Annotated in this window: 25 protein-coding genes; 8 read left to right on the top strand and 17 right to left on the bottom strand. The window is 66.2% G+C overall.

The window, feature by feature from the left end:
• Positions 1 to 42 precede the first annotated feature (42 nt).
• Positions 43 to 834, bottom strand: coding sequence for an IclR family transcriptional regulator (locus ACNA0R_RS08590; RefSeq protein ID WP_415825533.1), 792 nt, complete (start codon positions 832 to 834; stop codon positions 43 to 45).
• Positions 831 to 1,484, bottom strand: a complete 654-nt coding sequence (locus tag ACNA0R_RS08585; RefSeq protein ID WP_415825532.1) for a flavin reductase family protein — start codon at positions 1,482 to 1,484, stop codon at positions 831 to 833. The genes ACNA0R_RS08590 and ACNA0R_RS08585 overlap by 4 nt, the downstream gene beginning before the upstream one ends.
• A gap of 244 nt (positions 1,485 to 1,728) precedes the next feature.
• Between ACNA0R_RS08585 and ACNA0R_RS08580 the strand changes: the two genes are divergently transcribed.
• Genes ACNA0R_RS08580 through hpaH form a run of 5 tightly spaced genes read left to right on the top strand, consistent with a single transcriptional unit; the run spans position 1,729 to position 5,639 of the window.
• Positions 1,729 to 2,700 (top strand): Bug family tripartite tricarboxylate transporter substrate binding protein, encoded by a 972-nt coding sequence (locus ACNA0R_RS08580; protein WP_415825531.1) that lies wholly within the window; start codon positions 1,729 to 1,731, stop codon positions 2,698 to 2,700.
• 11 nt (positions 2,701 to 2,711) lie between these two features.
• Complete coding sequence (locus ACNA0R_RS08575; RefSeq protein ID WP_415825530.1) at positions 2,712 to 3,107, top strand: RidA family protein; 396 nt, start codon at positions 2,712 to 2,714, stop codon at positions 3,105 to 3,107.
• Positions 3,104 to 3,976 (top strand): amidohydrolase family protein, encoded by an 873-nt coding sequence (locus ACNA0R_RS08570; protein WP_415825529.1) that lies wholly within the window; start codon positions 3,104 to 3,106, stop codon positions 3,974 to 3,976. Before ACNA0R_RS08575 ends, ACNA0R_RS08570 begins: the two co-directional genes overlap by 4 nt.
• Positions 3,973 to 4,833, top strand: a complete 861-nt coding sequence (locus ACNA0R_RS08565) for a fumarylacetoacetate hydrolase family protein (protein ID WP_415825528.1) — start codon at positions 3,973 to 3,975, stop codon at positions 4,831 to 4,833. Before ACNA0R_RS08570 ends, ACNA0R_RS08565 begins: the two co-directional genes overlap by 4 nt.
• A 23-nt stretch (positions 4,834 to 4,856) precedes the next feature.
• On the top strand, positions 4,857 to 5,639 hold the full coding sequence (hpaH, locus tag ACNA0R_RS08560) for a 2-oxo-hept-4-ene-1,7-dioate hydratase (protein ID WP_415825527.1): 783 nt from the start codon (positions 4,857 to 4,859) through the stop codon (positions 5,637 to 5,639).
• A gap of 6 nt (positions 5,640 to 5,645) precedes the next feature.
• On the opposite strand, the gene ACNA0R_RS08555 is transcribed toward hpaH, so the two are convergent.
• A complete protein-coding gene (locus ACNA0R_RS08555) occupies positions 5,646 to 6,611 on the bottom strand; it encodes a tripartite tricarboxylate transporter substrate binding protein (protein ID WP_415825526.1) in 966 nt (321 codons plus the stop codon).
• 169 nt (positions 6,612 to 6,780) lie between these two features.
• Here ACNA0R_RS08555 and ACNA0R_RS08550 point away from each other — a divergent pair, with 169 nt between their 5' ends.
• On the top strand, positions 6,781 to 8,508 hold the full coding sequence (locus ACNA0R_RS08550) for a RecQ family ATP-dependent DNA helicase (protein WP_415825525.1): 1,728 nt from the start codon (positions 6,781 to 6,783) through the stop codon (positions 8,506 to 8,508).
• A gap of 7 nt (positions 8,509 to 8,515) precedes the next feature.
• On the opposite strand, the gene ACNA0R_RS08545 is transcribed toward ACNA0R_RS08550, so the two are convergent.
• Positions 8,516 to 10,114 (bottom strand): methyl-accepting chemotaxis protein, encoded by a 1,599-nt coding sequence (locus ACNA0R_RS08545; RefSeq protein ID WP_415825524.1) that lies wholly within the window; start codon positions 10,112 to 10,114, stop codon positions 8,516 to 8,518.
• A gap of 169 nt (positions 10,115 to 10,283) precedes the next feature.
• Positions 10,284 to 10,493: a hypothetical protein gene (locus ACNA0R_RS08540; RefSeq protein WP_415825523.1), complete on the bottom strand. Its 210-nt coding sequence runs from the start codon at positions 10,491 to 10,493 to the stop codon at positions 10,284 to 10,286.
• 318 nt (positions 10,494 to 10,811) lie between these two features.
• On the opposite strand from ACNA0R_RS08540, the gene ACNA0R_RS08535 reads away from it, so the two are divergent.
• Together ACNA0R_RS08535 and ACNA0R_RS08530 are read left to right on the top strand one after the other, a co-directional pair.
• Positions 10,812 to 11,240, top strand: coding sequence for a tripartite tricarboxylate transporter TctB family protein (locus ACNA0R_RS08535; RefSeq protein WP_415825522.1), 429 nt, complete (start codon positions 10,812 to 10,814; stop codon positions 11,238 to 11,240).
• On the top strand, positions 11,240 to 12,769 hold the full coding sequence (locus ACNA0R_RS08530) for a tripartite tricarboxylate transporter permease (RefSeq protein WP_415825566.1): 1,530 nt from the start codon (positions 11,240 to 11,242) through the stop codon (positions 12,767 to 12,769). The genes ACNA0R_RS08535 and ACNA0R_RS08530 overlap by 1 nt, the downstream gene beginning before the upstream one ends.
• A gap of 217 nt (positions 12,770 to 12,986) precedes the next feature.
• Here the strand turns inward: ACNA0R_RS08530 and ACNA0R_RS08525 are convergent, their stop codons facing one another.
• The 12 genes from ACNA0R_RS08525 to ACNA0R_RS08470 form a co-directional block, all read right to left on the bottom strand.
• The gene (locus ACNA0R_RS08525) at positions 12,987 to 13,871 is read right to left on the bottom strand and encodes an ABC transporter permease (protein WP_415825521.1); all 885 of its coding nucleotides are present in this window, start codon (positions 13,869 to 13,871) and stop codon (positions 12,987 to 12,989) included.
• A gap of 4 nt (positions 13,872 to 13,875) precedes the next feature.
• Positions 13,876 to 14,808, bottom strand: a complete 933-nt coding sequence (locus tag ACNA0R_RS08520; protein ID WP_415825520.1) for an ABC transporter permease — start codon at positions 14,806 to 14,808, stop codon at positions 13,876 to 13,878.
• On the bottom strand, positions 14,805 to 15,542 hold the full coding sequence (locus ACNA0R_RS08515; protein ID WP_415825519.1) for a glycerophosphodiester phosphodiesterase: 738 nt from the start codon (positions 15,540 to 15,542) through the stop codon (positions 14,805 to 14,807). The genes ACNA0R_RS08520 and ACNA0R_RS08515 overlap by 4 nt, the downstream gene beginning before the upstream one ends.
• Positions 15,535 to 16,623, bottom strand: coding sequence for an ABC transporter ATP-binding protein (locus ACNA0R_RS08510; RefSeq protein ID WP_415825518.1), 1,089 nt, complete (start codon positions 16,621 to 16,623; stop codon positions 15,535 to 15,537). Before ACNA0R_RS08510 ends, ACNA0R_RS08515 begins: the two co-directional genes overlap by 8 nt.
• Positions 16,614 to 17,441 carry an ATP-binding cassette domain-containing protein gene (locus ACNA0R_RS08505; RefSeq protein WP_415825517.1) on the bottom strand — a complete coding sequence of 276 codons (828 nt, stop codon included), beginning with the start codon at positions 17,439 to 17,441 and terminating at the stop codon, positions 16,614 to 16,616. The genes ACNA0R_RS08510 and ACNA0R_RS08505 overlap by 10 nt, the downstream gene beginning before the upstream one ends.
• Positions 17,442 to 19,067, bottom strand: a complete 1,626-nt coding sequence (locus ACNA0R_RS08500) for an ABC transporter substrate-binding protein (protein ID WP_415825516.1) — start codon at positions 19,065 to 19,067, stop codon at positions 17,442 to 17,444.
• A gap of 38 nt (positions 19,068 to 19,105) precedes the next feature.
• The gene (locus ACNA0R_RS08495) at positions 19,106 to 19,945 is read right to left on the bottom strand and encodes a MurR/RpiR family transcriptional regulator (protein ID WP_415825515.1); all 840 of its coding nucleotides are present in this window, start codon (positions 19,943 to 19,945) and stop codon (positions 19,106 to 19,108) included.
• Positions 19,946 to 20,104: 159 nt separating this feature from the next.
• Positions 20,105 to 20,779: a helix-turn-helix domain-containing protein gene (locus ACNA0R_RS08490; protein WP_415825514.1), complete on the bottom strand. Its 675-nt coding sequence runs from the start codon at positions 20,777 to 20,779 to the stop codon at positions 20,105 to 20,107.
• 54 nt (positions 20,780 to 20,833) lie between these two features.
• A complete protein-coding gene (locus ACNA0R_RS08485; protein WP_415825512.1) occupies positions 20,834 to 21,784 on the bottom strand; it encodes a PDR/VanB family oxidoreductase in 951 nt (316 codons plus the stop codon).
• Positions 21,785 to 21,796: 12 nt separating this feature from the next.
• Entirely contained in the window at positions 21,797 to 22,288 is a 492-nt protein-coding gene (locus ACNA0R_RS08480; RefSeq protein ID WP_415825511.1) for an MOSC domain-containing protein, read from the bottom strand.
• 14 nt (positions 22,289 to 22,302) lie between these two features.
• A complete protein-coding gene (locus ACNA0R_RS08475; protein ID WP_415825510.1) occupies positions 22,303 to 22,689 on the bottom strand; it encodes a RidA family protein in 387 nt (128 codons plus the stop codon).
• 92 nt (positions 22,690 to 22,781) lie between these two features.
• Positions 22,782 to 24,101 carry an MFS transporter gene (locus ACNA0R_RS08470; protein ID WP_415825509.1) on the bottom strand — a complete coding sequence of 440 codons (1,320 nt, stop codon included), beginning with the start codon at positions 24,099 to 24,101 and terminating at the stop codon, positions 22,782 to 22,784.
• Between the last annotated feature and the right edge of the window lie 53 nt (positions 24,102 to 24,154).

The following is a 24,154-nucleotide window of genomic DNA, read 5'->3' as shown; positions in this document are numbered from 1 at the left end:
CACACCGGCTGCACCGAGATGTAACGGCCCTATACGAGCATGTCACGGCTCGTATCGCTCCTGGTACCGGCGTGCAATGGCCTCGGCAGCCTGGCGCATGTGCCGCACAACCTCGCCGTAGCGATCCGGCATCAAGCGGTTGGCCATCGCGGTGACCGTGACGGCGCCGAGCGCTTTGCCGTGGGGACCCGGCACCGGGACAGCGACCGCGCTGGTGCCCGGCATCAAACCGGCCGGGGCATGGGCGATGCCGGTCGCGCGCGCGACGGCGACGCGTGCCACGACGTCCTGTGGCTTTTCGCCCAGTACCGCGAGCCGCGCGGCATTGTCGGCGACCAATGCATCGCTTTCCTTTTGCGGCAGGCTGGCCAGCAGCGCGACGCCCGACACGCCCACCCCCAGCGGCCGCCGTACGCCGACCTCGATCGATAGCACCTGGATGGGATGGTGTCCGGTGCGCCGGCCGATGCAGATGGAGTCGTGGCCGTGGCGAATGCTCAGGAACACCGTGTCGCCCACCTGCTGGGCCAATTCCATCAGATAGGGATCGGCCAGCGTCAGGAGCGGGAAGCGGCGCGTCCTTGCCAGTCCGAGCAACGTGACTTCCGGGCCGATCAGATAGCGGCGCGTCTCCGGGTCCTGCTCGACCGCGCCCTCCTGCATCAAGGCCTTCAGCAGGCGGTGCACGGTGGGCCGGTTCAGGCCCGACATGCGGACCAGATCGATCAGGCGGACGCCGCGCTCCTGCCCACAGGCCACCAGGCGCAGCAGCGCCACGGCGCGGCGCACGGTCTGCGCGCCGGCGGGCGCTTCATCGCTGGACGGCATGGTCATGGCGCTTTCGTGGAGGCGTCCGGCGCATCGGCCCCCATCACCGACTTGGGCGTCTGGCGGATCACCCGCTTGCTGACGATGGGGCCGAGAGACGCGTAGTTCGGCCCGCCGATGCGGCACACCGGACGCAGTGCTTCGGTGTCTATCTTGCCGTCGCGCGCCAGCCCATCGCGGATATGGAAGACCAGCACTTCACCGACGAAGAACTCCGCGCCGGTGTCGCCGTAGGGCGTGACGCTGTGGAAGCGGCATTCCATGCTGACAGGGACGTCCGCGAGGCGGGGCGTATCGATCGCCGCACCGGGCAACGTCCGCAATCCCAGCAGGTCCGCCTCGCTGACTTCCGGCGGATGCTCCTCGGCACTGTCGTGCATGGCATCCAGCAGGGTTTCGTCGCCGATGTTCACGACGAAGTGCTGGTGCGCCAGGATGTTGCGCGCGGTGTCCTTGCGCTCCCCCGCCTTGCGGCCGATGTTGATGCCCAGCAGCGGCGGCGCGTTGGACACGAAGGTGAAGCAGCTGAAAGGGGCCAGGTTCACCTTGCCCAGGGGCCCGAGCGTGCTGATCCAGGCGATGGGGCGAGGCACAACGATGCCGGACAGGAGCTTGTAGGTCTGTTGGGGCGTCAGTTGGGGGGCGTCGATACGCATGGGGGATCCGGGTGCCAGGAGGTCCAACTATTGAACCATCCAATGAGGGTGCGCGGGCAGGGGTGACCCGCGTCGCCGCTTATTCTGGGGACTTTCGTGCGGACGGGCAGAAGTGCGCCAACCGTATTCGCGCATAAAAGTCCGATATATGGACTTTTTTCAGACTTCGGCGTTGTCGGGGCGCGCGCAAGTTTCTAGAGTGCCTGGACAAGATCGACACAACGACAAATCCGGAGACACCATCATGATCCGCCGCCTTCTGGCCCCGGCCTGCGCCGCCTTCGCGCTTGCCGGCCTGACTACGCTTGCCCATGCCGCCTGGCCCGACCGGCCCGTCCGCATCGTCGTTCCTTATCCGCCCGGCGGCAACGTCGACGTGGCCGCGAGATTGATCGGCCCGGGCCTGCAGGCCGCGCTGGGCCAGCCTATCATCGTGGAAAACAAGCCCGGCGCGGGCGGCATGATCGCCGGCGAAGCCGTGGCGCGCGCCGAGCCCGACGGCTATACGCTGTTCATGGCGGCCAATGGCCCGCTGCTGTTCAGCCCCTTGATCTTCAAGCGCCAGGCCTACAAATGGGATCGCGATTTCGCGCCCATCAGCTCGGTCTCCTTTACCCCGCTGGTGCTTGAGGTCAAACCCTCGCTGCCGGTCAAGACGGTAGGCGAACTGATCGTCCTGGCCAAGAAGGAGCCGGGCAAGCTGACCATGGCCTCGCCCGGCGCCGGTACCACCAATCACCTGGTCAGCGAGCTGCTGCAGAGCGTGACCGGCGCGCGCTGGACCACCGCGCAGTACAAGGGCAACGCGCCCGCCAACACCGACTTGCTCGGCGGCCAGGTGGACTTCCAGTTCGACCAGATATCGGTGGCCTCGCCCTTCATCAAGGATGGCCGGCTGCGCGCGCTGGCGGTGACCACGGCCAAGCGCGTGCCCTCGCTGCCCGACGTGCCGACCTTCGCCGAAGCCGGCGTGCAGGGCATGGAGGCAGCGACCTTCACCGGCCTGCTCGCGCCCAAGGGAACGCCGCCGGAGGTTCTTGCGCGGCTGAGCCAGGCGCTGGCGGGCATTCTCAAGCAGCCGGACATCATCAAGCGCTTCGACGATATGGGCGCTGAGGCGCGCGGCAGCACGCCGGAAGAATTCAGCCGCTATCTCGCCGCCGAGGACGCGCGCTGGACGCCGATCATCGAACGCGCCGGCATCACCGCCAACTGAGGAACATCGCCATGAGCAGACGCAGCATCTATGCCGAAGGCTTCAGCCACAAGAACCCCATCCCGGCGGCCTGCCGCGTGGGCAGCATGCTTTATTCGGGCAGCATCCAGGGCACCGATCCCGCCACGGGCAAGTATGGCGACACCCTGGAGCGGCAGTGCGAACTGATGTTCGACCACGTGCGCCGCATCGTCGAAGCGGGCGGCGGTTCGCTGGCCTCCATCGTCAAGATGACGGTGTGGATGCGTGACCGCTCGCAGCGCGCGGCGCTCAATGCCGTCTGGCTGCGCGCCTTCCCCAATCCGGAAGACCGCCCGGCGCGCCACACGATGCAGGCCGATCTGGATGGCGACAAGCTGATCGAATGCGACTTCGTCGCGGTGCTGGTCGAGGAGGGCGTGGCATGACGCAGTATCAATCCTTCCATCCCAATCCGAGCGCACCGCGCACGCGCCTTCCCGCCGGCGCCTGCGACAGCCAGTTCCATGTGTTCGGGCCGGCGGACCGCTATCCCGTGCGCCCCGGCGCGGCCTACGAGATGCCCAGCGCCACGATCGAAACCGCCTTGCGGCTGCACCGCCTGCTGGGCATCGAGCGCGGCGTCATCGTGCAGGCGACGACCTACGGCGCCGATCATCAGGTCGTGCTGGACGGCCTGGCCGCCGCGGGGCCGAATTATCGCGGCTGCGCCAATGCCGCCGTGCTGGCGGGGCGCGACGATGCCTACATCGCCAAACTGCACGATGCCGGCGTGCGCGGCGCGCGCTACACGCGGCAAGGCCTGGGCATCAGCATGGAGCCGGCCGTGTTCCAGCGCTCCATCGCGCGGCTGCGCGAACTGGGTTGGTATGCGAAATTCCAGCCGGAGCCTGACGGCATCATGGCGCAGGTGGCGCAGTTCGAGGACCTGGATATCCCCGTGCTGATCGATCATATGGGTCGCGCCGACCCGGCCGCCGGCGCGCAGGATCCCAGCCGGCGCAAGCTGGTGGAGTTGCTCAAGCGCGGCAATTTCTGGGTCATGCTGTCCTTGACGGAAAAACTGTCGAAGACCGGTGAACCCTGGGACGACGTGGTGCCGCTGGCGCGCGCCTTGATCGAGGCCAATCCGGATCGGGTGGTCTGGGGCAGCGATTGGCCGCATCCGGTCTCCGTGAAGGCCACGCCGGACGAAGGTCGATTGGTGGACCAGCTGGCGCGCTATGCGGGCGACGCGGCGATGCTGCAAAAGATCATGGTCGACAACCCTGCCCGCCTTTTCGGATTCGATCGATGAAGCTGCTTTCCTTCGAACATCAAGGGCGGGCCAGTTTCGGCCTGCTGCGCGGCGAGGACGACATCGTCGACCTGGGCGGGCAAGGCCATGCGGACCTGCGCGCCGCGCTGGCGGCGCAGGCCCTGCCGCACCTGGCCCGCCGCGCGCAAACGCTGCCCGCCAGCCTGAAGCTGGCGGACGTGCGCCTGCTCCCGCCCATTCCCGGCCCGGAAAAAATCATCTGCGTCGGCGTGAACTACGGGAATCGCAACGAGGAATACAAGGACGGCAGCGCGCCGCCGGCCTATCCCAGCGTGTTTCCGCGTTTCCCCGGCTCCTTCGTCGGTCACGGCCAGCCCTTGCTGCGGCCGCCGGAATCGGAACAGCTCGACTACGAAGGCGAGATCGCCTTGATCATCGGCAAGCGTGGCCGGCGCATCGCCGCCGCCGATGCCTGGTCGCACGTGGCGGGGCTGACCTGCGCCAACGAAGGCACGGTGCGCGACTGGCTGCGGCACGGCAAGTTCAACGTGACGCAAGGCAAGAATTTCGACGCGAGCGGCTCCATGGGCCCATGGATGGTCACCGCCGACGCCTTCGATCCGCGCGAGCCGCTGACCGTTACGACGCGCGTGAACGGCGAACAGCGACAGCACGATACGACGGCGAACCTGATGTTCCCCTTCGCCGAGCTGATCCGCTACATCTCCATCTGGACCACGCTGGAACCGGGCGATGTGATCGTCACTGGCACCCCGGTGGGAGCGGGCGTGCGCTTCGATCCGCCGCGCTTCCTGAAGCCCGGCGACGTGGTGGAAGTGGAAGTTCCCGGCATAGGCGTCCTGTCCAATGCGGTGGCCGACGACCCGGCCGCCTGACCCTTCTTCAAGAGTAAATAGCCATGCTGGACGACCAGGATCGCGATCGCGCCGCCGCGCTGCTGCTGGAGGCCGAGCGCACCGGCCAGCCCGTCACGCAACTTGCCCAGACATTCCCCGGCATGGAAATCGCCGATTCCTATGCCATTCAGAAGCGCATCATCGACCGGAAGATCGCCCAGGGCGCGCGTTTGCGCGGCCACAAGATCGGCCTGACCTCCAAGGCCATGCAAAGCACCGTCGGCATCGACGAGCCGGATTACGGGCATCTGCTGGACAGCATGTTCTTCCAGGACGGCCAGACCATATCCACGGCGACGCTCATCGTGCCGCGCGTCGAGGTGGAGCTGGCTTTCGTGCTCGGCAAGCCGTTGCGCGGCCCCGACGTCACCCTGTTCGACGTGCTGGACGCCACGGATTACGTGGTGCCGGCGCTGGAGATCATCGATGGCCGCAGCAAGTACCCGCGCACCATCGTCGACAACATCGCCGACAACGCCGCCTGCGCGGGCATCGTGCTGGGCGGCCGCCCGGTGCGGCCCATGGACATCGACCTGCGCTGGGTAGGCGCGATCCTGTCGAAGAATGGTGTTATCGAAGAATCCGGCGTGTCGGCCGCCGTGCTGGGCCACCCCGCGCTGGGCATCGCCTGGCTGGCCAACAAACTGGCGCCGCACGACACGGGGCTGGAAGCGGGCCACATCGTGCTGGCCGGCTCGTTCACGCGCACCGTGCCGGTAAAGGCGGGCGATACGCTGCACGCCGACTACGGCCCGCTGGGCGCCATCGGCGTGCACTTTTCCTGATGTCCGTCATTCCGGGTGAATGTTGGCGTCCTTGGCCACCTTGGCCCACTTCACCATCTCGGTATCGATGAATTTGGCGAAGTACTGCGGCGATTCGGTGACCGGATCGATGCTGGCCTGCTGCAGTGTTTTGCGCACCTCCGGATCGGAAAGGGCCTTGTTGATCTCGGCATTCAGCTTGTTGACGACGGCCGCCGGCGTGCCGGCGGGGGCGAGCACGCCGCCCCAGGTGCTGGTGTCATAACCCGGCAGGCCGGCTTCCGCCATGGTCGGAATGTCCGGGTAGGCGGGCGCGCGCTTGGCCGTGGTGACGGCCAGCGGACGCACCAGCTTGCCGGATACCGGCGCATGCAGCGCCGCCAGCGTATCGAACATCATGGAGACGCGGCCGCTGGTCAGGTCGGGGTGGGCGGCGGTGCTGCCCTTGTACGGCACGTGGACCATGTCGATGCCGGTCATGCTTTTGAACAGCTCGCCGGAGAAATGCGGCGCGCCGCCGGGACCGCTGGACGCGAAGGTAAGTTCGTGCGGATGCGCCTTGCCATAGGCGATCAGCTCTTTCACCGACTTCACCGGCAGGCTGGGCGTGACGACCAGCATCAGGGGCACGGAGTGCGTCAACGCCACGGGTTCGAAGCTTTTCACCGTGTCGTACGGCAGCTTGAACATGGTGGGGTTGATGGCGTGCGAGCTGGCGGCCAGGACCAGCGTATAGCCATCGGGCGCGCTCTTGGCGACGTAGTCCTCGCCTATGGTGCCGGTCGCGCCGGGCTTGTTCTGGACCACCACGGACTGGCCCATGGAGACCGTCATTTTCTGGCTGATGAGCCGCGCGACGATATCGATGGCGCCGCCGGGCGAGGCCGGCACGATGATGGTGATGGTGTGGGTGGGAAAGGTATCGGCTGCCACGGCGGCATTGCCAGCCGCGCCCGCCAGCAAGGCGAACGTGGCGATTCGAAGTAATCGCATGGGGTCTCCTCCCAAGGTCGTTGTTGTACTAAAACATTAGAATATCACTGCGTCTGGCGCCGGAATGCAAGCCTTTTCTCCTGAGGGCGGAAGGATGAGCCGCCTGTTGCCGAGCCGGCGCCGCGTGGCACACGGCTTGCCTTCGGCGAGGCTTTGCTCCTGTCGCACCATGCCCGCCGCAACCCTACCCATCGCTTTACCCGCCCAGGCGCGCCGTGTACTACGCGATCGCTTCGGCGTGGCCGATCTGCGTCCCGGCCAAGCCGAAGTCATCGCCAGCGTCCTGCGCGGCAACCACACCATCGCCGTCATGCCCACGGGCAGCGGCAAATCGCTGTGCTATCAAGTACCCGCCCTGTGCAAGCCGGGCCTGACGGTGGTCGTCTCGCCGCTCATCGCCTTGATGAAGGACCAGGACGAAAAGCTGCGCGAGTTCGGCGTGGACGCGGCGGTTTTCAACAGCGCGACTTCCAGCGAGGAACAGGAGCGCTATCTCGCGAATGGCGGCAGCCGCAAGCAGCCCATCGTGCTGGCGACACCGGAACGCCTGGCCGACGCCGGCTTCATGGACTGGCTCAAGCGGCAGACCGTACGCTTGTTCGTCGTCGATGAGGCGCATTGCATTTCGCAATGGGGCCACGATTTCCGTCCGGCTTTCCTGGACATACCCGCCGCCGTACGCGCGGTGGGCTCGCCGCCGGTACTGGCGATGACCGCCACCGCGACGGATGAGGTCATCCATGACATCGCCGCCACGCTGGACCTGACCGCGGCCTGTGTGGTCAAGGTGGGCGTGTACCGTGAGAACCTGCATTACGCGGTGCGGCAGGTCAGCGACGAGGAACGCAAGCAGGACGCCGTGCTTGAGCTGGTGCGCCAGGCCGATGGTCCCGCGATCGTGTACAGCACCACCGTCAAGGAAGCCGAAATACTGCACGGGGTATTGCGCGAAGCGGACGTCGACGCGGCGCTATACCACGGCCGCCTGGGCGCGAAAGCGCGTCGCGAGGCACAGGATGCCTTCATGAGCGGCGGCACGCCGGTCATGGTGGCGACGGACGCATTCGGCATGGGCATCGACAAGCCCGATGTGCGATTGGTCGTGCATGCGCAGTTGCCGGGCAGCCTGGATTCGTACTATCAGGAATCGGGACGCGGCGGCCGCGATGGGCTGCCCGCCCGGTGCGTGCTGATACACGAGGAAAAGGACAAGCGCATCCAGCAGTTCTTTCTGGCGAATCGTTATCCCACCAAGGAATTGCTGCTGCGCGTACTGCGGGTCCTGGAGGACGCCGGCGCGGGGGTGACGGAAAAGGAGCTGTCGGCGCTATTGGGTAAGGTCGGCGAGCGCAAGCTGCGGGTGGGATTGAAGCTGCTGGCGGACGCCGGGCTGGTCGAGGCCGACGACGAAGGCCGTGTGCGCCTGAGCGGACATGGCGATGGCGACAACGACAACGGCGGCCACAGCGATGCGCGCGAACGCGCCGCCCTCGCCGCCGAAAAGTATGAACAGCGCGCCGAGCATGACAGGCAGATCCTGGCGTCCATGGTGCAGTACGCCCGCAGCGGCCGCTGCCGCTGGCGCATGCTGCTGGAGCATTTCGGCGATGTCCCCGAATGGGAGCGTTGCGGCCATTGCGATAGCTGCGATCTCGCGCGCGAAGCCGAAGCCGTCGAGAAGGCCGGCGACGCGCCGCCCGACGATCATGGCAGGCGGCCGCGTCTACGCATCGGCGACGGCGTGCGGGTACGCCGCTATGGCGCCGGCGTGGTGGAAGCCGTCACGCGCGAGCGCGTCGATATCCGCTTCCCCAACGGCGACCTGCGGCGTTTCCTGCCAGGCTACGTGACCCGGCTCAAGGGCGTGCCGCCGGTGCCACGGCCCGCGCCGGCCTAGCGCCCCGTCAGGCGGCGGCCAGCACGAGAGGGCGCGCTGCGGACAAGGCGGGCGCGGTGACTTGCGCGGTCTTGAAGGCGGAGATCGCTCGATCCAGGCGGTCGGCCTGCTCATGCAGCGATTGCGCCGCCGCCGTGCTCTGCTCCACCAGCGCGGCGTTGTGCTGCGTCATCTCGTCCATCTGCATGACGGCCTTGTTGACCTGCTCGATGCCGCCGCTCTGTTCGACGGATGCGGCGGCGATCTCGCCCATGATGTCGCTGACCTGCTGGACCGCGGTGATGATGCCGCGCATCGTCGTGCCCGCTTCGTCCACCAGCGACATGCCGAGCCGGACGCGCTCCGTCGATGTACTGATCAAGGTCTTGATCTCCTTGGCCGCGGTAGCGGAGCGCTGCGCCAGCGCGCGCACTTCGCTGGCGACCACCGCGAAGCCGCGGCCTTCCTCGCCGGCACGCGCGGCTTCCACCGCCGCGTTCAAGGCAAGGATATTGGTCTGGAACGAGATGGTCTCGATCAGGGTGACGATGTCGCCGATGTGCTGCGAGCTCTGGTCTATCGTGCCCATGGTATCTGTCATGCGGCCCATGACGTCGCTGCCCTGCTGCGCGGTGGCGCGCGCCTTCTCCGCCAGCGTGCTGGCCAGATGGGCATTGTCGGCGTTCTGCTTGACGATGCCGGTCAGCTCGCCCATGCTGGCCGCGGTCTGTTCCAGCGACGCAGCCTGCTCTTCCGTGCGGGATGACAAGTCCAGCTGGCCGGAGGCGATGTCGCGCGTCGCGGCGCTGATGGACGCGCTGCTGGCGCGCACCTCGCCTACCGTATCGGCCAGTTGCCGGCGCATGCCGTCCAGGCCTTCCAGCACCTGGCCCAGTTCGTCGTTCGCATGGCGCGGAATGCGCTGGCCCAGATCGCCGGCCGCGATGTAGCCCAGGTGCGCCAGCACGCTGTCGATCGGCCGCACGATGGCGCGGCGCAGGGCGATATAGGACCATATTGCAACCAGAATGGCGAAAGCCGCCGCGCCGAACGCCGCCATCATGAACATGGAGTAAGTGCGGTCCGAACGGGCGTAGCGTTGCGCCGCATACTCGCTCTGATATTTCTTCAGCGCCTCGGCCTTGACGGACATCACTTCGTAGCGCTGGGTCAGGTCGCGCATCAGCTCCAGCAGGCGTGCTTGTTCGCCCGCGCGTACCGCCGCGGCCAGGCCTTCGACAGCTTGCCTGAGGGCGCCCGTGGCTGCGCCGAACTCGTTGGTCAGCTTCTCTTCCTGCGCGTCGCGGGGCAGCGACTGGAAGTGCTTCCAGGCTTCATCCATCTGCTTCTGCCGCGTGCCCAGCGTGGACAAGCGCTCGGTCGCTTCGGGCGTGCCGACCGCCAGCACAGCGCGGTCCAGCGCCAGACGCTGGCGCGACACGCCAAGCTGGATGAGGGCGATGTCGCCGGCACCCGCCATGTCGTCGTTGTAGATTTCGTGGATCACGCTATTGGCGTGGGAAGTGGCGTACAGCGCAGCCATGCTGATCGCCACCAGAATGAGGGAAAAGATGCCGAGGACGATGCCGATTCGGGTGCTTATCCGCAGGGTTAGTCCGCGCGTCATGGAGAGTCTCGCAGCGCCGGGTGGGCGCATAGTGCAGGGATATTGCGCGTCATGTGCGCAAGCGCGGCGGTGCCGCGCCTGTATAACGGCATGTGCATGCGAAACTTGATGTGGCGCGGCATAGGATGGGCAGCTCCGTGCCGCCCCGCGCCGCACCGTCGGTGTGGCGCTACTTCGCCGTCTTCGACGGGCGGTCCGGACCGTCATCCCTGGCCAGGTCCTCGGCCTGCCGCCGCGGGTCCTCGCCTTTGAAACCGCCGTAGCTGCTTTGGCCGGGATCCGCGCTGCGGCTGCGAATCTGTTCGTCGGGCGCCTTTTCGTGCGCGCCTTCCCTTGCGGTGGGCAAGGCGGCGGGGTTGGGCGTGGATGGCTTGGTCATGGGCTTTCCTCCGTGTCGGGCCTCGAAATCGGCCTTGACGATGCCCAGCAAGGGCCGTACCCCGGCGCCTGAATGCATTCAGCTGATCGTCATATCAGATTCAGCTTTTAGTTTGCTTTCGTTCAGCTCCCTGTTGCTTTTCCACCCTAGGTGTATACGCGTAGCGGCCAAAACCGACAGCCGACTGAAAGTCAGCCCGCCCAGAATCGCGTTCAGCATCCTGCAAGCCGCACGATGCGCCCGCAAAAAAACCCAAGGGTGGAGGTGAGAGCACATGAAATTCCATACATGCATGGCCGGGCCGGGAGGGCGCCAGCCATGAACCTGAACAATCGCAATTTCGTCAGGGGCCTGTTCCTGATCGTCTTCGCGCTGGTGTTCGGTGGCGTCGCCGCGGGCTACCCGCTGGGCAACCTGGCGCGCTTCGGCCCCGGCCTGTTTCCGTTGCTGGTGTGCGGCTGCCTGTTGCTGGTGGGGATCATCACCGTGATACGGGCGTATTTCGTCGAGCCGGTCCCGCTGAACTACAGCATCCGCAACATCGCCATCGTCATGGCCAGCCTGATCGGTTTCGTGCTGGTGTCGAACTACCTGAACATGCTGCTCGGCATCGTGTTCCTGGTGTTCTGCTCGACGCTGGCCGGCACCTCCTATTCCGTGGCGCGCAACGTCAAGATATCCGCCGGCCTGATCGTGGTGGCGCTCGCCTTCAAATTCCTGCTGGGCTTGAACCTGCCGCTACTATGATCGAAATCCTGCACAACCTCTCGTTCGGCTTCGGACAGGCGCTGACACTGGAAAACCTGATGTACTGCGCCCTGGGCTGCACGGTCGGCACGCTGATCGGCCTGCTGCCCGGCCTGGGACCGCTGTCCACCATCAGCCTGTTGCTGCCCATCACCTACTCCATCCCCGCTGGCGGCGCGCTCATCATGCTGGCGGGCATTTATTACGGCGCGCAATACGGCGATAGTGTCAGCGCCATCACCATGAAGATCCCGCACGCCAGCAGTATCGTGGCGTGCATAGACGGGTACCAGATGAACCTGAAGGGCAAGACAGGGCTGGCGCTGTTCACGGCCGGGCTGTCCAGTTTCATCGGCGGCACCGTGGCCATCGTCGTGCTGTCGACCATGGCGCCCGCGCTGGGCGAAGTCGGCATGCTGTTCGGGCCCGCCGATTACTGCGCGTTGATGCTGCTGGGGTTCTTCTGCGTCAGCTTCGTCAGCAGCGGCAGCCTGCTCAACGGCCTGGCCATGGCGATGATAGGCATTCTGCTGGGCGTCATCGGCACCGACGTCAACAGCGGCATGGCGCGCTACACCATGGACCTGATCTTCCTGCAGGACGGCGTGGGCCTCATCAGTATCGCGCTGGGTTGCTTCGGCATCGCCGAGATCGTCAAGAACCTGGACGCCCGTAACACGCTTACGCCCTTCAACGGCAAGATCAAGCTGCTGCCCAACTGGACCGAGTTCAAGCGCATCATTCCCAGCGCGTTGCGCGGCAGCGTCATCGGTTCCGTGCTGGGCATCCTGCCGGGCGGCGGACCGACGATCGCGCAGTTCGCCGCGTACGCCGCCGACAAGCGCTTTAGCAAGTATCGCGACGAGATCGGGCAAGGCGCCATCGAAGGCGTGGCGGGACAGGCGGCGGCCGACGAGGCCGCGGCGCGCACCAGCTTCATTCCGCTGATGGCCATCGGCATTCCGGAAAACGCGGTGATGGCGCTGATGCTGGCGGCCTTCATCGTCAAGGGCGTGCAGCCGGGGCCCAACATGATCGCCAACCACCCGGACCTGTTCTGGGGGCTGGTGGCCAGCATGTGGATAGGCAACTGCTTCCTGCTGATCCTGAATGTGCCGCTGGTGCGCTATTGGCTGTCCGTGTTCAAGATCCCGTACACCGTGCTGTTCCCCGCCATCCTGTTCTTCTGCTGCGTCGGAACGTTCAGCATCAATAACAGCCTGGACGATATTTACATCACCGCGGTCTTCGGTTTCATCGGCTATCTGTTCATGCGCCTGGGCATGGAAGCGGCGCCGCTGATGCTCGGCTTCATCCTGGGCCCGATGCTGGAGGAAAACTTCCGCCGCGCCATGCTGCTCAGCCGTGGCAATTTCGGCATCTTCGTTTCGCGTCCCATCAGCGGCACGCTGTTTGCGGTCATCGCCGTCATCGTGGCCTGGCAGACCGTGTCCTTCGTCCGCAAGAACCGCCAGCGCAAGGCCGCCGCGGCGCAAGCGGCGTTGCAGGCCGCGCCGCAAGCCGACTGAAGCCGCGAAGAAATCAACCGAGTATGTGCCGCCGCCGGCCTGACGGGCCGGCTACCTGCATGCCCTCCACCCGGAGGGCATCTTTTTGGCCGAGCCTGTAGCTGTCCTTGGCTGTTCCTCGGTGCGCCATCCGATGCTTGGTCTCGCTGAACGTGCCCGGCGAGGCTTACGCGGCCGCCGGGTATCCCGAGGTTATCGCGCGCCGCGGGCAAGCCGCCTATCTCGCGTCGCGCAGCGAGGGGTCCAGCCTGTCGCGTATCCAGTCGCCGACGATGGAGATCGACATCGTCGTCAGGAAGATGATGGTGCCGGGCAGGATGGCGATCCACCACGCCGTCGTCAGGAAAGCGCGGCCGGACCCCAGCATCTGGCCCAGGCTCGTCAGGGGCGGACGTATGCCCAGGCCCAGGAAGCTGAGCGACGTTTCCAGCAGTATCACCTGCGGGAAGTTCAGCGTGAACTGCACGATCAGCACGCTCAGGATGTTGGGCAGGATGTGCCTGGCGTAGATATGCCACGGCGGCGCTCCCAGCGCTTTAACGGCCGTGGCATAGCCCTGGTTGTTGGCGGCGATCACCACGCCGCGCGTCAGGCGGGCGAACACCTCCCAGCCATAGAAACCCATGATGACGATGAATAGCGTGAAGCTGCCGCCGAAGACGGAGATCAAGGCCAGTGCGATCAGGATGAAGGGCAGCGATGCCTGGACGTCCGTCAGCATCATGATGGTTTCCTCGACCATGCCGCGGAAGTGTGCCGCCGCGAAGCCGAGCACCGTGCCGATGAGCGCGCCGATCGCGGTGCCGCCCAGCGCCACCAGCACGCTGAAGCGGATGGCATACAGCAGCCGGCTGAATAAATCGCGGCCCAGCTCGTCGGTGCCCAGCCAATGCGCGCCGGTGCCTCCAAGAAAGACCGGTGGCGCCAGACGCAGACGCAGCATCTGCGTCCGGTAGTCGTAGGGCGCCAGCACATCGGCCAGGCAAGCCAGCGCCAGCAGCAGCGCCACGAAGGCCAACGACAGGATCACCAGCGCCGGATAGCGCTTCTCGGCGGGGACGCCGGCCGCCTTGTGGCGGCGCCAGGACAGTGCGGACAGCATATTCCTAGCCCTCCTTGCGCGCGGCCCGCATGCGCGGGTCCAGCAGCGTGTAGATGAAATCCACCGCCAGGTTGGCCAGCACCATCGTGACCGCGGTCAGGATCAATATGGCCTGGACCACCGCGAAGTCGCGCGACGTCACCGAGCCGACCAGCAGGCGGCCGACGCCCGGCCAGCCGAATACCGTTTCCACGATGATGGAGCCCGCCACCAGGTCGCCCAGCTTCAACCCCGCGATGGTGACGATGGGAATCGCGGCGTTGGGCAGCGCGTGCCAGGCCACGCGCCGCAGGCGCGGCGCGCCCTTGGCGCGCGCGGCGACCATGTATTGCCGGTTCAGGACTTCCAGCATGGCCGAGCGCGTAAAGCGCGCGAACACGCCCGCGAAATGGGTGCCCAGGGTCAGCGCCGGCAGGATCAGGTGCCATGGCGTGTCCGCGCCGGCGCTGGGCAGCAGGCGCAGGTGCAGCGAGAACAGCAGGATCAGCAATATGCCCAGGAAAAAGTTCGGCAGGCTGAACCCGAGCACGGCGAAGCTCATCACGAAGCGGTCCACGGCGCGATTGCGGTTCAGCGCGGCGACGATGCCCAGCGTCAGGCCCAGCACCAGTCCGAAGCCGAACGCCGTCAGCCCCAGGCGCAGCGTGTAGGGCAGCGCGGCGGCGACCAGCCGCGTGGCAGGCGTCTGGTCGGACAAGGACAAGCCGAAATCGCCCTGCGCCAGATTGCCCAGGTAGGAAATGTATTGCTGCCAGAGCGGTTTATCCAGGCCGAACTTCTGGCGGTACTGCTGCACCACCTCCGGCGAGGCCTGATCGCCCACCAGCGCTTCCAGCGGGTCGCCGGACAGGTTGAGCGCCACGAAGGTGAACGTGACGACGATCCAGACCGTCAGCAGGCCGCGCAGCAGCTTGCGAGTCAAAAGGCGGCCGTTCATGGCGTCTCCGATGCGTTCGGCGCCGCCGCGGATCCCAGCATCAGGGCGGGATCGTTCAGCAGCACGCCGCGCGGCCGCAGCGCCAGGATGCGGGCCAGCCGCCGCGGCGTGGTATCGCCGACCGCGCAGGGCGTGTTCTTGCCGCCCAGGGTGATCCACGTCGGCCTGTGGCGCAGCACGTCGATCGCCGCCGGGTCATCCAGCTGTCCTTCCCACACGCGGTAGGCATGCGCGCCGGCGCGCTCGAACTCATCGGCGCGCGCGTAATCGGGCAGGAAGGCCAGCATGCGCGCCTCCGGCAACAGGCGGCGCGCCAGCGCCATCTGGGCCGCGTCGCGTACGCCTATCCAGACCCTGGCGGCGGCGCCGCGGTCGCGGATGTCGCGCGCGATGGCTTCGATGATGGCCAGGTCCTGCGTCTTCACGTCGATCAGCACCGGGCGCAAGGGGGCAATATCGCTCAGCGTGCGCGGCAGGGGGGACAGGCGTTCGCCGCCCGCCAGGGGCACCGCGAGCAGTTCGTCCGCGGTCATGTCGGCGACGGCGCGCGCGTCGCCCGCGATGCGCGCCAGCGTGGCGTCGTGGCAGGCGAAGACGTGGCCATCCTTGGAAAGGCGCGCGTCGCTTTCGACGATGTCGGCGCCGATGTCGACGGCGCCGCGATACGCGGACTGGGTGTTCTCGGGATAGCGCGACGAGTAGCCGCGATGGGCGATGACCAAGGGTTTATGCATGCTGGGCACTTATCTGTTCCGCGAAATGGCAGCGCACCGTGTGCGCCTCCCCCAGGGGCCGCAGCAGCGGCATCTCGCGCGCGCAGCGGGGTTGCGCGTACAAGCAGCGGGTATGGAAACGGCAGCCGCTCGGTGGATAGGCGGGACTCGGCGGATCGCCCTGCAGGACGATGCGCGGCGCGGCGCCGGACCTGCCCCGCGGCGTGTCGTGCCCGGCGTCGTGCGGTGCGTCCTCATGCCCGCCGCCGGCGTCCGGGCGGGCGACGCGCCGTAGCGTGGCGGATATGTCGGGGATGGCCGACAGCAATGCCCGGGTGTAGGGATGCAAAGGCCGTTCGTAGAGGTCATCGGTCACCGCTTCCTCCACGATCTGCCCCAGGTACATCACCGCCACGCGATGCGACAACCGCCTTACCACGCGCAGGTCGTGCGAGATGAAAAGATAGGCGATGCCGTGATCGTGCTGCAGCTTCTCCAGCAGGGCGACCACGGTCGCCTGCACCGATACGTCCAGCGCGGATACCGGCTCGTCGCAGACGATCAGGCTGGGCCTGAGCGCCAGCGCCCGGGCGATGACGACCCGCTGGGCCTGGCCGCCGCTGATCTGGTGCGGGTAACGGTCGCGCAGCGCGAAGGGCAGCGATACCGCGTTCATCAGCCCATCGACGGCGGCATCGCGTTCCGAGGCCGGGCCGATGCCGTGCAGGTCCAGCGGCTCGCGGATCTGCCTGGCGATGGGCAGGCGCGGGTCCAGCGCCGCCAGGGGGTTCTGGAAAATGATCTGGACCTCGCGCCGCTTGGCCCGCCATTGCGCGTCGCTGAGTGATGCCAGGTCCTGGCCCTTGAAACGGATGGCGCCGCCGGTCGGGCGATCCAGGCCCACGATCATGCGGCCGGTGGTGGATTTGCCGCAGCCGCTCTCGCCGACCAGGCCCAGCGTTTCGCCGGTGCGGACATGGAAGGACACGTCCTCCACGGCCCGTATGCCCTGTTTGTCGCTGCTCAGGAGCGATCGCGACGCGCCGAAATAGCGGCGCAGTTCGCTGACTTCGAGCAAAGGTGCGCGCGCCGTCATGCCCATTCCTTTCGCCATTGGTAGACAGGAGCCCGTGTATCCAGGCGCGGCATGGCGGCCAGCAGTTCGCGCGTATAGTTCGCGCGCGGATCGCTGAACAGGCGCGCCGCCGGCGCGGTCTCGACCACGCGCCCGTGACGCATCACCAGGACGTCGTCGGCCATCTCGGCCACCACGCCGAGGTCGTGGGTAATGAAGAGCATGGCCATGCCCAGTTCGGCTTTCAGGCGGTTCAAAAGCTCCAGGATCTGCGCCTGGATGGTGACGTCCAGCGCCGTGGTGGGTTCGTCGGCGATCAGCAGCCTGGGGCCGCAGGCCAGCGCCATGGCGATCATGACCCGTTGCGCCATCCCGCCGGAGAACTGGTGCACGTAGGAAGCCAGGCGCTGCCGGGGTTCCGGAATGCCGACCATGCGCAGCAGTTCGACGGCGCGGGCCGCGCGCCGGGCACGATCCAGCGTCGTATGCAGGGCCAGCGTTTCGTCCAGCAGCCTGCCTATCGTATGCACCGGATTCAGCGAGCCCAACGGATCCTGGAACACCATGCCGATGCCGCCGCCGCGCACCCGTTGCAGTTCCCGTTCGGACAGCTCCGCCAGATCGCGGCCCTGGAACAGGATGCGTCCGGCGGTGCGGCGGCCGTTGCGGGCCAGCAGGCCCAATATGGCCTGGCAGGTAATGCTCTTGCCGCTGCCGCTTTCGCCGACGATGCATAGCGTACGGCCCTGGCCGACGTCGAAGCTGACGTCATGCAGGACGTCGGCGTAGCCCGTCGTGGTGCGGAAGCCGACGCGCAGATCCTGCACGGATAGAATGGCGGCCAATTACTTGGACCCGTACGAGAAGTTGTCGGGACGGAAGTCCATGTAGTACTGCGAGTACGGCTGCCACTGCACGTTCTTCTTCATGGCGTAGCCGGTGGCCGGGTTGTACAGCATGGTCATCGGCATATCGTCCTCGAAGATGTCGAGGACTTTTTGATAGGTGGCGCGCCGCTGCGCCGGATCGGCCTGCGTATACAGCGTCTGCGACAGCGTGTTGAACTCCGGATTCGGCGTGTAGACCTTGGACGATTTCTGCACCTCGGAATTGGCGCCCCACAGGATCAGCAGCGATCCGGTGGGATCCGGAATGCGATAGGTGTTCGACCACGCGTACATCTGGATGCCCGGCTTGCGTACGTCCTTGAAGCTGTCGACGAAATCGATGCGCACGTTGATGCCCACCGCCCGCCACATCTCCTGCATGATCTGCGCGGCTTCGACGTTGTACAGGTAGTAGTTGGGAATCAGGCGATAGGAAATCTCCTGGCCCTTGTAGCGACTTTGCTTCAGCAGCTTCTTCGCCTGCTCGGGGTCGTACTGGTAGCCCACGCGGTTCTTGTCGTACAGCTTGCCGAAGCTGGGCAGCTGGTAGCCGTTGGGGGCGTAGGTGCGGCCCTTCCACAGCGCTTCGATCAAGGCCTTGCGGTCGATGGCCAGGCTCAACGCATGGCGCAGGTTCTTGTCGGACAGCAGCGGGTCGTTGGTGTTGAAGACGACGACGTGGCTGTTCTCCATCGCAATGGTCTTCAGCGTCAGGTCCTTGTACGCCGACAGGCTCTGCCACTGGTCCGGCGGGATTTCCGCGGCGATGTCGTACTCGCCGGAAACCAGGCCGGCGATGCGCGCGGCGACTTCCGGCACGGATTTGAAGGTGACCGTCCTGGCGGCCGGCTTGCCTTCGTAGTACTTATCGAAGGCCTGCAGCGCGATGTGGTCGTTCTTCTGGTAACTGGCGAACTTGTACGGGCCGGTGCCCACGGGATTGAAGCGCAGGGCCTTGGCGGCCTCGTCCATCCACACCTTGGCGGGCACGCCGTCCTTGCGGTACTTGTTCCAGGCTTCGTCGCAGATCACGAAGGACATATAGCTGGACAGCCGCTGGTCCAGCGACGCGTCATGTTCGGCGGTGGTGAAGCGCACCGTCATGTCGTCCAGCTTCTCGACTTTCTTCAAGGTGCCGAAGTAGGCCGGACCTTCGGCGTAATAGGCGTCCGGGCCCCACAGGCGTTCGGCGGAGAAAGTGGCCAGCACATCGTCGGCATTGAAGGGGTTGCCGTCGTGGCACACCACGCCGGAACGCAGCTTCACCTCGAAGGTGGTGGGCGTGGTCCAGGCCCAGCTGGTCGCCAGGCCCGGCTGCAGTTTCGCCCCGCCGTTGGCCTCGGGATGGTCGAAGTCGCGCCGGATCAGCGTGTCGTAGATGGAGTAGTAGGCGCGGACGTCGACCGTGCCGTTGCCGGCCGCCGGATCCAGCGTACGCGCCAGCTCGTTGACGGCGATGGTCAGGGCGGGACGCGTGTCGGCGGCGGACTGCGCGTGCGCGACGCCGCCGCCGGCCGTGGCCATGCCGAGGACCGGCAGGCATAGCAGTACGCTTCTGGCGGCGTACCGGTTCAGTTTGATCATGTTGTCTCCCGCGCGAAATGGTTGGATGGTCGATGCTTTCAGCGGCGCCGTGCGGCGCTGCCGGCTTTTTCGAAGCTGACGCGCAGGTCTTCCAGCCTGGCCAGCGCTTCCATGGAGCGGCCGCGATCGACGCGCACAAGCTCCAGGATCAAGGTGTTGCAGATGGCCATGGGGACCGTCAGCGACTGGAACTCGCCGGGTTCGCCGCGCCTTGCCGTGATGGTCAGGCGGGCTTCCACGGGCAAGGTCAGATCGGTCAGCAGGACGCTGGCGGCGCCGGTCTCGCGCGCCAGCTTCAAGGCGCGCGCCACGCCGGGGCTCTCGTGGCGAAAGATCATGCCGAACACCAGGTCTTTGTCCGTCAGGCTGATGAGCTCGTCGGCGGCCTGCCAGTCGGCATGCGACAGCCCCACGGCGTGGTAGCCGGAACGCTTGAGCCGGCGCGCGAACAGCTCGGCCAGGCTGCCGGCGTGGCTTTCGCCGATCACAATGACGCGGCGCGCGCGGCGCAGCGCATCGGTGGCGGCGGCGATTTCCTTCTGGGTGACCTGTTCCATCAGGCGGCTGAGCGCCGCGATTTCGCCGGCGACCACCGATTCCAGCAGGGTGCTGCCGGTGGCGTTGGCTATGCGCTTGCGCACGCGGGCCGAGGCATCCAGTTCGAAGACCATGGCTTCGCGCATGGCGCGATAGGAATCGAAGCCCAGCTTGCGGGCCAGCCGTCCCGCCGTGGAGGGATGCACGCCGGCACGCTCGGCGATCTTGTGCGCGGGCATGAAGCTGCCTACCGTCGTGTCGGATAGCAGGACATCCACGAGTTTGCGGTCGGAGCTGGTAAGGGTGTCGTTTTTATCGGCGACGAGTTCTTCGAAACGCATCCTGGCCTTCAAGCGTGTGTGCGAGTGGAGCGATGGTAATGCAAAATATATTGCAGTAATTTTACAGCTGCAAGATTAGTTGCAGAGCAGCAAAATATCTTGCAGTGCCGCATGCGGAGCGCAGGGGCGGCCGTAGTGGGAATAGCGGGCGGGTGTGGGCTAGGCGAGTTCGCCCGTACCGTGAGGCGGGGCGTACATCACCACCAGGGCGGTGGCGGGGCCCCCGAGGCTGCGGCCCCGGTGCGGCATGCGCGAATCGAAATGCAGCGTGTCGCCGGCTTCCAGCATGAACTTGTCCATGCCGATCTGCCATTCCACGCGGCCGGACAGGATATGGATGAGTTCTTCGCCGTCGTGCTCGAAGAAGACGTACTTGTCTATCTGGTCGGGGAACGTGAACAGGAAGGGCTGGAGCGCCCTGCCATGCGTGGCGTTGGACACCGACAGATAGTCGTAGCCGAAGGCCGTGCCGCCCAGCACCGTGGGCCGCCTTTCGTTCCTGCGCACCAGGCTGACCCCGCGCCAGTCGTGTACCGGGCTGTGCTCGGCCAGCAGGCCGGCGGCCTCCACGCCGAGTACTTCCGCGATGCGGGCCAGGGTGGCCAGGGGAGGCATCTTCTGGCCATTCTCGATGCGCGACAGATAGGCCTTGCCGAAGCCGGCGCGTTCGGCCACTTCCGCCAGGGTCAGCTTGGCCTGCTGGCGCAAGCCGCGGATACGTTTGCCCAGCGCGATGTGCGCCGGGGTTTCGGCGTCGGCGGTGTCCTGCTCAAGGGGAAGATCGTTGTGCGGGACGGCCTTGCGGCGGGACGATGGTCGACGAACCGGTTTCATGGGCCTGAGGTCATGTTTACTGCCTGTACCGGAGTTTACCGCCTATGTTTCCCATCAAAGTTCGAGTGTGACGCCGACGCGCGCCCGCGACACGCACAAGGCCATTTTCTCCTGTCGCTGGGATGCGCTCAGGAATGCATCGCGGTGCAATACCGTGCCGTCGGTGTAGCCGCACACGCATGCGCCGCACACGCCCATCTCGCAGGAAGAGGGCAAGGCATGGCCCTGCCGCCGCAGGACGTCAAGCGCCGACTGGTCTGCCGGCACCCGCAGCGTCGCGCCGGTCGAGGCGATGCGGATGTCGAAAGGCTCGGGCTTGAAGTTCTCATCCAGGGTGGCTTCGAACACTTCGAAGTGCACCTGGGATTCAGGCCAATGCGCCGTTGCTTCGCGTACCGCCGCGATCAGGCTGGCGGGTCCGCAGCAATAGACGTGGGTGCCGGCTATCGGGTCGCCCAGTGTGCTCGCATCGAAGCGGCAGCCGCCGGGGTCGCCGCTGAACCAGGTGGCCAGGCCGTCCGCGCCGCACAGGCCTTGCAGCGTGCCGAGCAGCGGCGCCGCCGTTCGCTGCCGCGCACAGTAATGCAGCAGGAAATCCTGGCCCTGGGCGCGCGCCTGCCAGGCCAGCGAGACGAAGGGCGTGATGCCGATCCCGCCCGCCACGAAAATATGGCGGCTGGCCTCGGCCGCCAGCGGGAAATTGCTGCGCGGCGCGCTGACGGGCAGTACCAGTCCCGGCTCGGCATGCTCGTGCAGCCAGCGCGATCCGCCCCGCCCGGTATCGCTGCGCTTGACCGCGATCGTGTAGTGCGAGGTCTGCCGCGGATCGCCGCAAAGCGAATACTGGCGAATCTTGCCGCCCGGAATATGTACGTCCACGTGCGCGCCGGCCGGCGCCGCGGGCAGGGTGGGACGGTGCGGATGGACGAATCGGATGATCTTGATGCCCGAGGCGTCCTGCGATACCTCGGACACCTGCAGCTTCATGATGATGCGGGCCGACATGAATGCTCTCCCTCAATCCAGCGGTTCGATGGCATCGCCTGGCGCGATCCAGCCGCCTTGTTCGATGGCGCAGTTCAGTCCGGAACGGTTGTATAGCGGCAGGTAGAGCGGCATGCCGAGCAGCTCCTCCAGATACTTGCAGGGAAAGTTCATGCGGCCGCCGCGCAGGATGGTGTTGCCCACGCGGAAACGCTTGCCGACCAGATGGTCCAGCGGGACACCGCTGACCGTCAGGTTGCGGCGGTGTTCTTCCGGCTTGAGGATGATGGGGCCCGCCTGCAGCGGCGGATCGTTGCGCGCCAGCGCATCCAGTACCTCGGCGGCGAACAGCGTCACTTCGCGGATGTCCGGCTTGGGCGAGTAGGTGCCGGTTCCAAGAAAGTACCGATCGCCGACGATGCCTTTGCCGGCGATGAGTTCGGCGCGCCGCAGTTCTTCCATTTCATAGGAAGCCGCGGGGGCGATATGTATGTGCAGCAGGCGGCCGCCCGTCCATGTCGTCATTTCGGATCCTCCTCCTATTTCGAGACCGCCGCGATGGCTTCGATCTCGACCAGTACGTCGCGCGGCAGGCGGGCGACCTCGATCGTGGAGCGCGCGGGCGCGGCGCCCGGGAAGAACGAGGCGTAGACCTCGTTCATCGCGGCGAACTGGTTCATGTCTTTCAGGAACACCGTCGTCTTGACGACGCCGGCCAGCGAGGCGCCGCCGGCTCGCAGGACGGCCTGGACGTTGGCCAGCGATTGCCGCGTCTGGGCCTGCACCCCGTCCGGGACGGCGCCCGTCGCGGGATCGATGGGCAACTGGCCCGAGCAGAACACCAGGTCGTTCAGGCGTACGCCCTGGGCGTACGGGCCCACCGCGGCGGGCGCCTCGGTGGTCTGCAGGGGAAGCGGCTGGGTCATGGCGGCTCTCAATCCTTCAAGGTCGGTGGAATCGACGGTAGCTCGTACCGTAAAAGTTTCCCATAGGGAAACATGAGTGTAGCGGAATTGGCTTATCCGTGGCCGATGGAGGCATCCTTGGTTTCGCGCGCGAACAAGGCCGCGACCAGCGTAATCAACGCCACGCCGATCAGCAGCACGGAAACGCCGGTGGTGCCGCCGAACTTCTCGACCAGCAGCGTCGCGAACACCGGCGTCAGCCCGCCGCCTATGGCCGCGGCGACCTGGAAGCCGAACGAAGCGCCGGTGTAGCGCGAGCGCGCGCCGAACAGTTCGGGGAAATAGGTGGCCTCGACGCCGAACATCAGCCCTTGTCCCAATATCAATCCCATGGCCACCGCGCAGAATACGAGCGTGGGATCGCGCGTATCCATCATCCAGAAGAGCGGAAAGGCGAAGACGATGGTGAACGCCGTGCCCATGAAGAACATCGGGCGCCGGCCGATGCGATCGGACAGATGTCCGAAGAAGGGGATGGCCGCCACTTCGATGATGGAGGCGACCAGGATCGCGTTCAGCATCGACGTGCGGGACATGCCCAGGTGGGTGGTCGCATAAACGACCAGGAACACCGTGATCAGGTAAACCCAGGAAACCTCGCAGAGCTTGAGTCCGATGGCAATCACGAACTCCCTGCGGTTGCGGCCTATCGCTTCGGCCAGCGGATTGCGCGCGATTTCGTTGCGCGCCTTCATCTCCAGGAATACGGGAGATTCGCTGACGCGGTGCCGGATGAAGGCGCCGATGGCCACCAGCACGATGCTGGCCAGGAAGGGAATGCGCCATCCCCACGACAGCAGCGCCTGTTCGGGCAGGGCGGAGATCGCGCTGTAGGCCGCCGTCGACAGGATCAATCCGACCGGAAAGCCGGTCTGCACGAGGCTGCCGCACAGGCCGCGCCGATGCGCCGGCGCGTGTTCCACCACCATCAGCGCGGCGCCGCCCCATTCGCCGCCCAGGCCTATGCCCTGGACGACGCGCAGCGTGACGAGCAGGATGGGGGCCCAGATGCCTACGCTGTCGTAGGTCGGCAGCAGGCCGATGGCGAAGGTGGCCAGGCCCATGATCGCCAGGGTAAGCAGCAGCATGGACTTGCGGCCCAGCCTGTCCCCCATGTAGCCGAACAAGGCGCCGCCGAAGGGGCGGGCGAAGAATCCCACCGCCGCGCTGCCCAGCGCGGCCAGCGTGCCCAGGAAGGGATCGGCGGCGGGAAAGAAGAGCTTGTTGAACACCAGCGCCGCCGCCGTGCCATAGATCAGGAAGTCGTACCACTCGATGATGGTGCCTATGGAGCTCGCGAAGACGACACGGTTAAGCTCGGAGGAACGGGATGTTTCCTTGGATAAGGACGGGACCGCTGCGGTTTGGCTCACGATGGTGCTCCCAGGTTGGTTTCCCAAAAGTTTCCTACAGGTTTCCCATTAAG

It is taken from the genome of Bordetella sputigena, from assembly GCF_965137885.1.
Lineage (GTDB): Bacteria > Pseudomonadota > Gammaproteobacteria > Burkholderiales > Burkholderiaceae_B > Bordetella_C > Bordetella_C sputigena.
This window is presented reverse-complemented; position numbering and strand designations above follow the sequence as displayed.

What these genes read in the sequence shown, in the direction of transcription:
- ACNA0R_RS08540 (WP_415825523.1), bottom strand. Translation starts at nt 10,493, where the DNA reads ATGACCAAGCCATCCACGCCCAACCCCGCCGCCTTGCCCACCGCAAGG.
- ACNA0R_RS08570 (WP_415825529.1), top strand. Translation starts at nt 3,104, where the DNA reads ATGACGCAGTATCAATCCTTCCATCCCAATCCGAGCGCACCGCGCACG.
- ACNA0R_RS08575 (WP_415825530.1), top strand. Translation starts at nt 2,712, where the DNA reads ATGAGCAGACGCAGCATCTATGCCGAAGGCTTCAGCCACAAGAACCCC.
- ACNA0R_RS08550 (WP_415825525.1), top strand. Translation starts at nt 6,781, where the DNA reads ATGCCCGCCGCAACCCTACCCATCGCTTTACCCGCCCAGGCGCGCCGT.
- ACNA0R_RS08485 (WP_415825512.1), bottom strand. Translation starts at nt 21,784, where the DNA reads ATGTCGGCCCGCATCATCATGAAGCTGCAGGTGTCCGAGGTATCGCAG.
- ACNA0R_RS08535 (WP_415825522.1), top strand. Translation starts at nt 10,812, where the DNA reads ATGAACCTGAACAATCGCAATTTCGTCAGGGGCCTGTTCCTGATCGTC.
- hpaH (WP_415825527.1), top strand. Translation starts at nt 4,857, where the DNA reads ATGCTGGACGACCAGGATCGCGATCGCGCCGCCGCGCTGCTGCTGGAG.
- ACNA0R_RS08475 (WP_415825510.1), bottom strand. Translation starts at nt 22,689, where the DNA reads ATGACCCAGCCGCTTCCCCTGCAGACCACCGAGGCGCCCGCCGCGGTG.
- ACNA0R_RS08515 (WP_415825519.1), bottom strand. Translation starts at nt 15,542, where the DNA reads ATGCATAAACCCTTGGTCATCGCCCATCGCGGCTACTCGTCGCGCTAT.
- ACNA0R_RS08590 (WP_415825533.1), bottom strand. Translation starts at nt 834, where the DNA reads ATGACCATGCCGTCCAGCGATGAAGCGCCCGCCGGCGCGCAGACCGTG.
- ACNA0R_RS08565 (WP_415825528.1), top strand. Translation starts at nt 3,973, where the DNA reads ATGAAGCTGCTTTCCTTCGAACATCAAGGGCGGGCCAGTTTCGGCCTG.
- ACNA0R_RS08480 (WP_415825511.1), bottom strand. Translation starts at nt 22,288, where the DNA reads ATGACGACATGGACGGGCGGCCGCCTGCTGCACATACATATCGCCCCC.
- ACNA0R_RS08545 (WP_415825524.1), bottom strand. Translation starts at nt 10,114, where the DNA reads ATGACGCGCGGACTAACCCTGCGGATAAGCACCCGAATCGGCATCGTC.
- ACNA0R_RS08490 (WP_415825514.1), bottom strand. Translation starts at nt 20,779, where the DNA reads ATGAAACCGGTTCGTCGACCATCGTCCCGCCGCAAGGCCGTCCCGCAC.
- ACNA0R_RS08585 (WP_415825532.1), bottom strand. Translation starts at nt 1,484, where the DNA reads ATGCGTATCGACGCCCCCCAACTGACGCCCCAACAGACCTACAAGCTC.
- ACNA0R_RS08580 (WP_415825531.1), top strand. Translation starts at nt 1,729, where the DNA reads ATGATCCGCCGCCTTCTGGCCCCGGCCTGCGCCGCCTTCGCGCTTGCC.
- ACNA0R_RS08495 (WP_415825515.1), bottom strand. Translation starts at nt 19,945, where the DNA reads ATGCGTTTCGAAGAACTCGTCGCCGATAAAAACGACACCCTTACCAGC.
- ACNA0R_RS08500 (WP_415825516.1), bottom strand. Translation starts at nt 19,067, where the DNA reads ATGATCAAACTGAACCGGTACGCCGCCAGAAGCGTACTGCTATGCCTG.
- ACNA0R_RS08555 (WP_415825526.1), bottom strand. Translation starts at nt 6,611, where the DNA reads ATGCGATTACTTCGAATCGCCACGTTCGCCTTGCTGGCGGGCGCGGCT.
- ACNA0R_RS08525 (WP_415825521.1), bottom strand. Translation starts at nt 13,871, where the DNA reads ATGCTGTCCGCACTGTCCTGGCGCCGCCACAAGGCGGCCGGCGTCCCC.
- ACNA0R_RS08510 (WP_415825518.1), bottom strand. Translation starts at nt 16,623, where the DNA reads ATGGGCATGACGGCGCGCGCACCTTTGCTCGAAGTCAGCGAACTGCGC.
- ACNA0R_RS08520 (WP_415825520.1), bottom strand. Translation starts at nt 14,808, where the DNA reads ATGAACGGCCGCCTTTTGACTCGCAAGCTGCTGCGCGGCCTGCTGACG.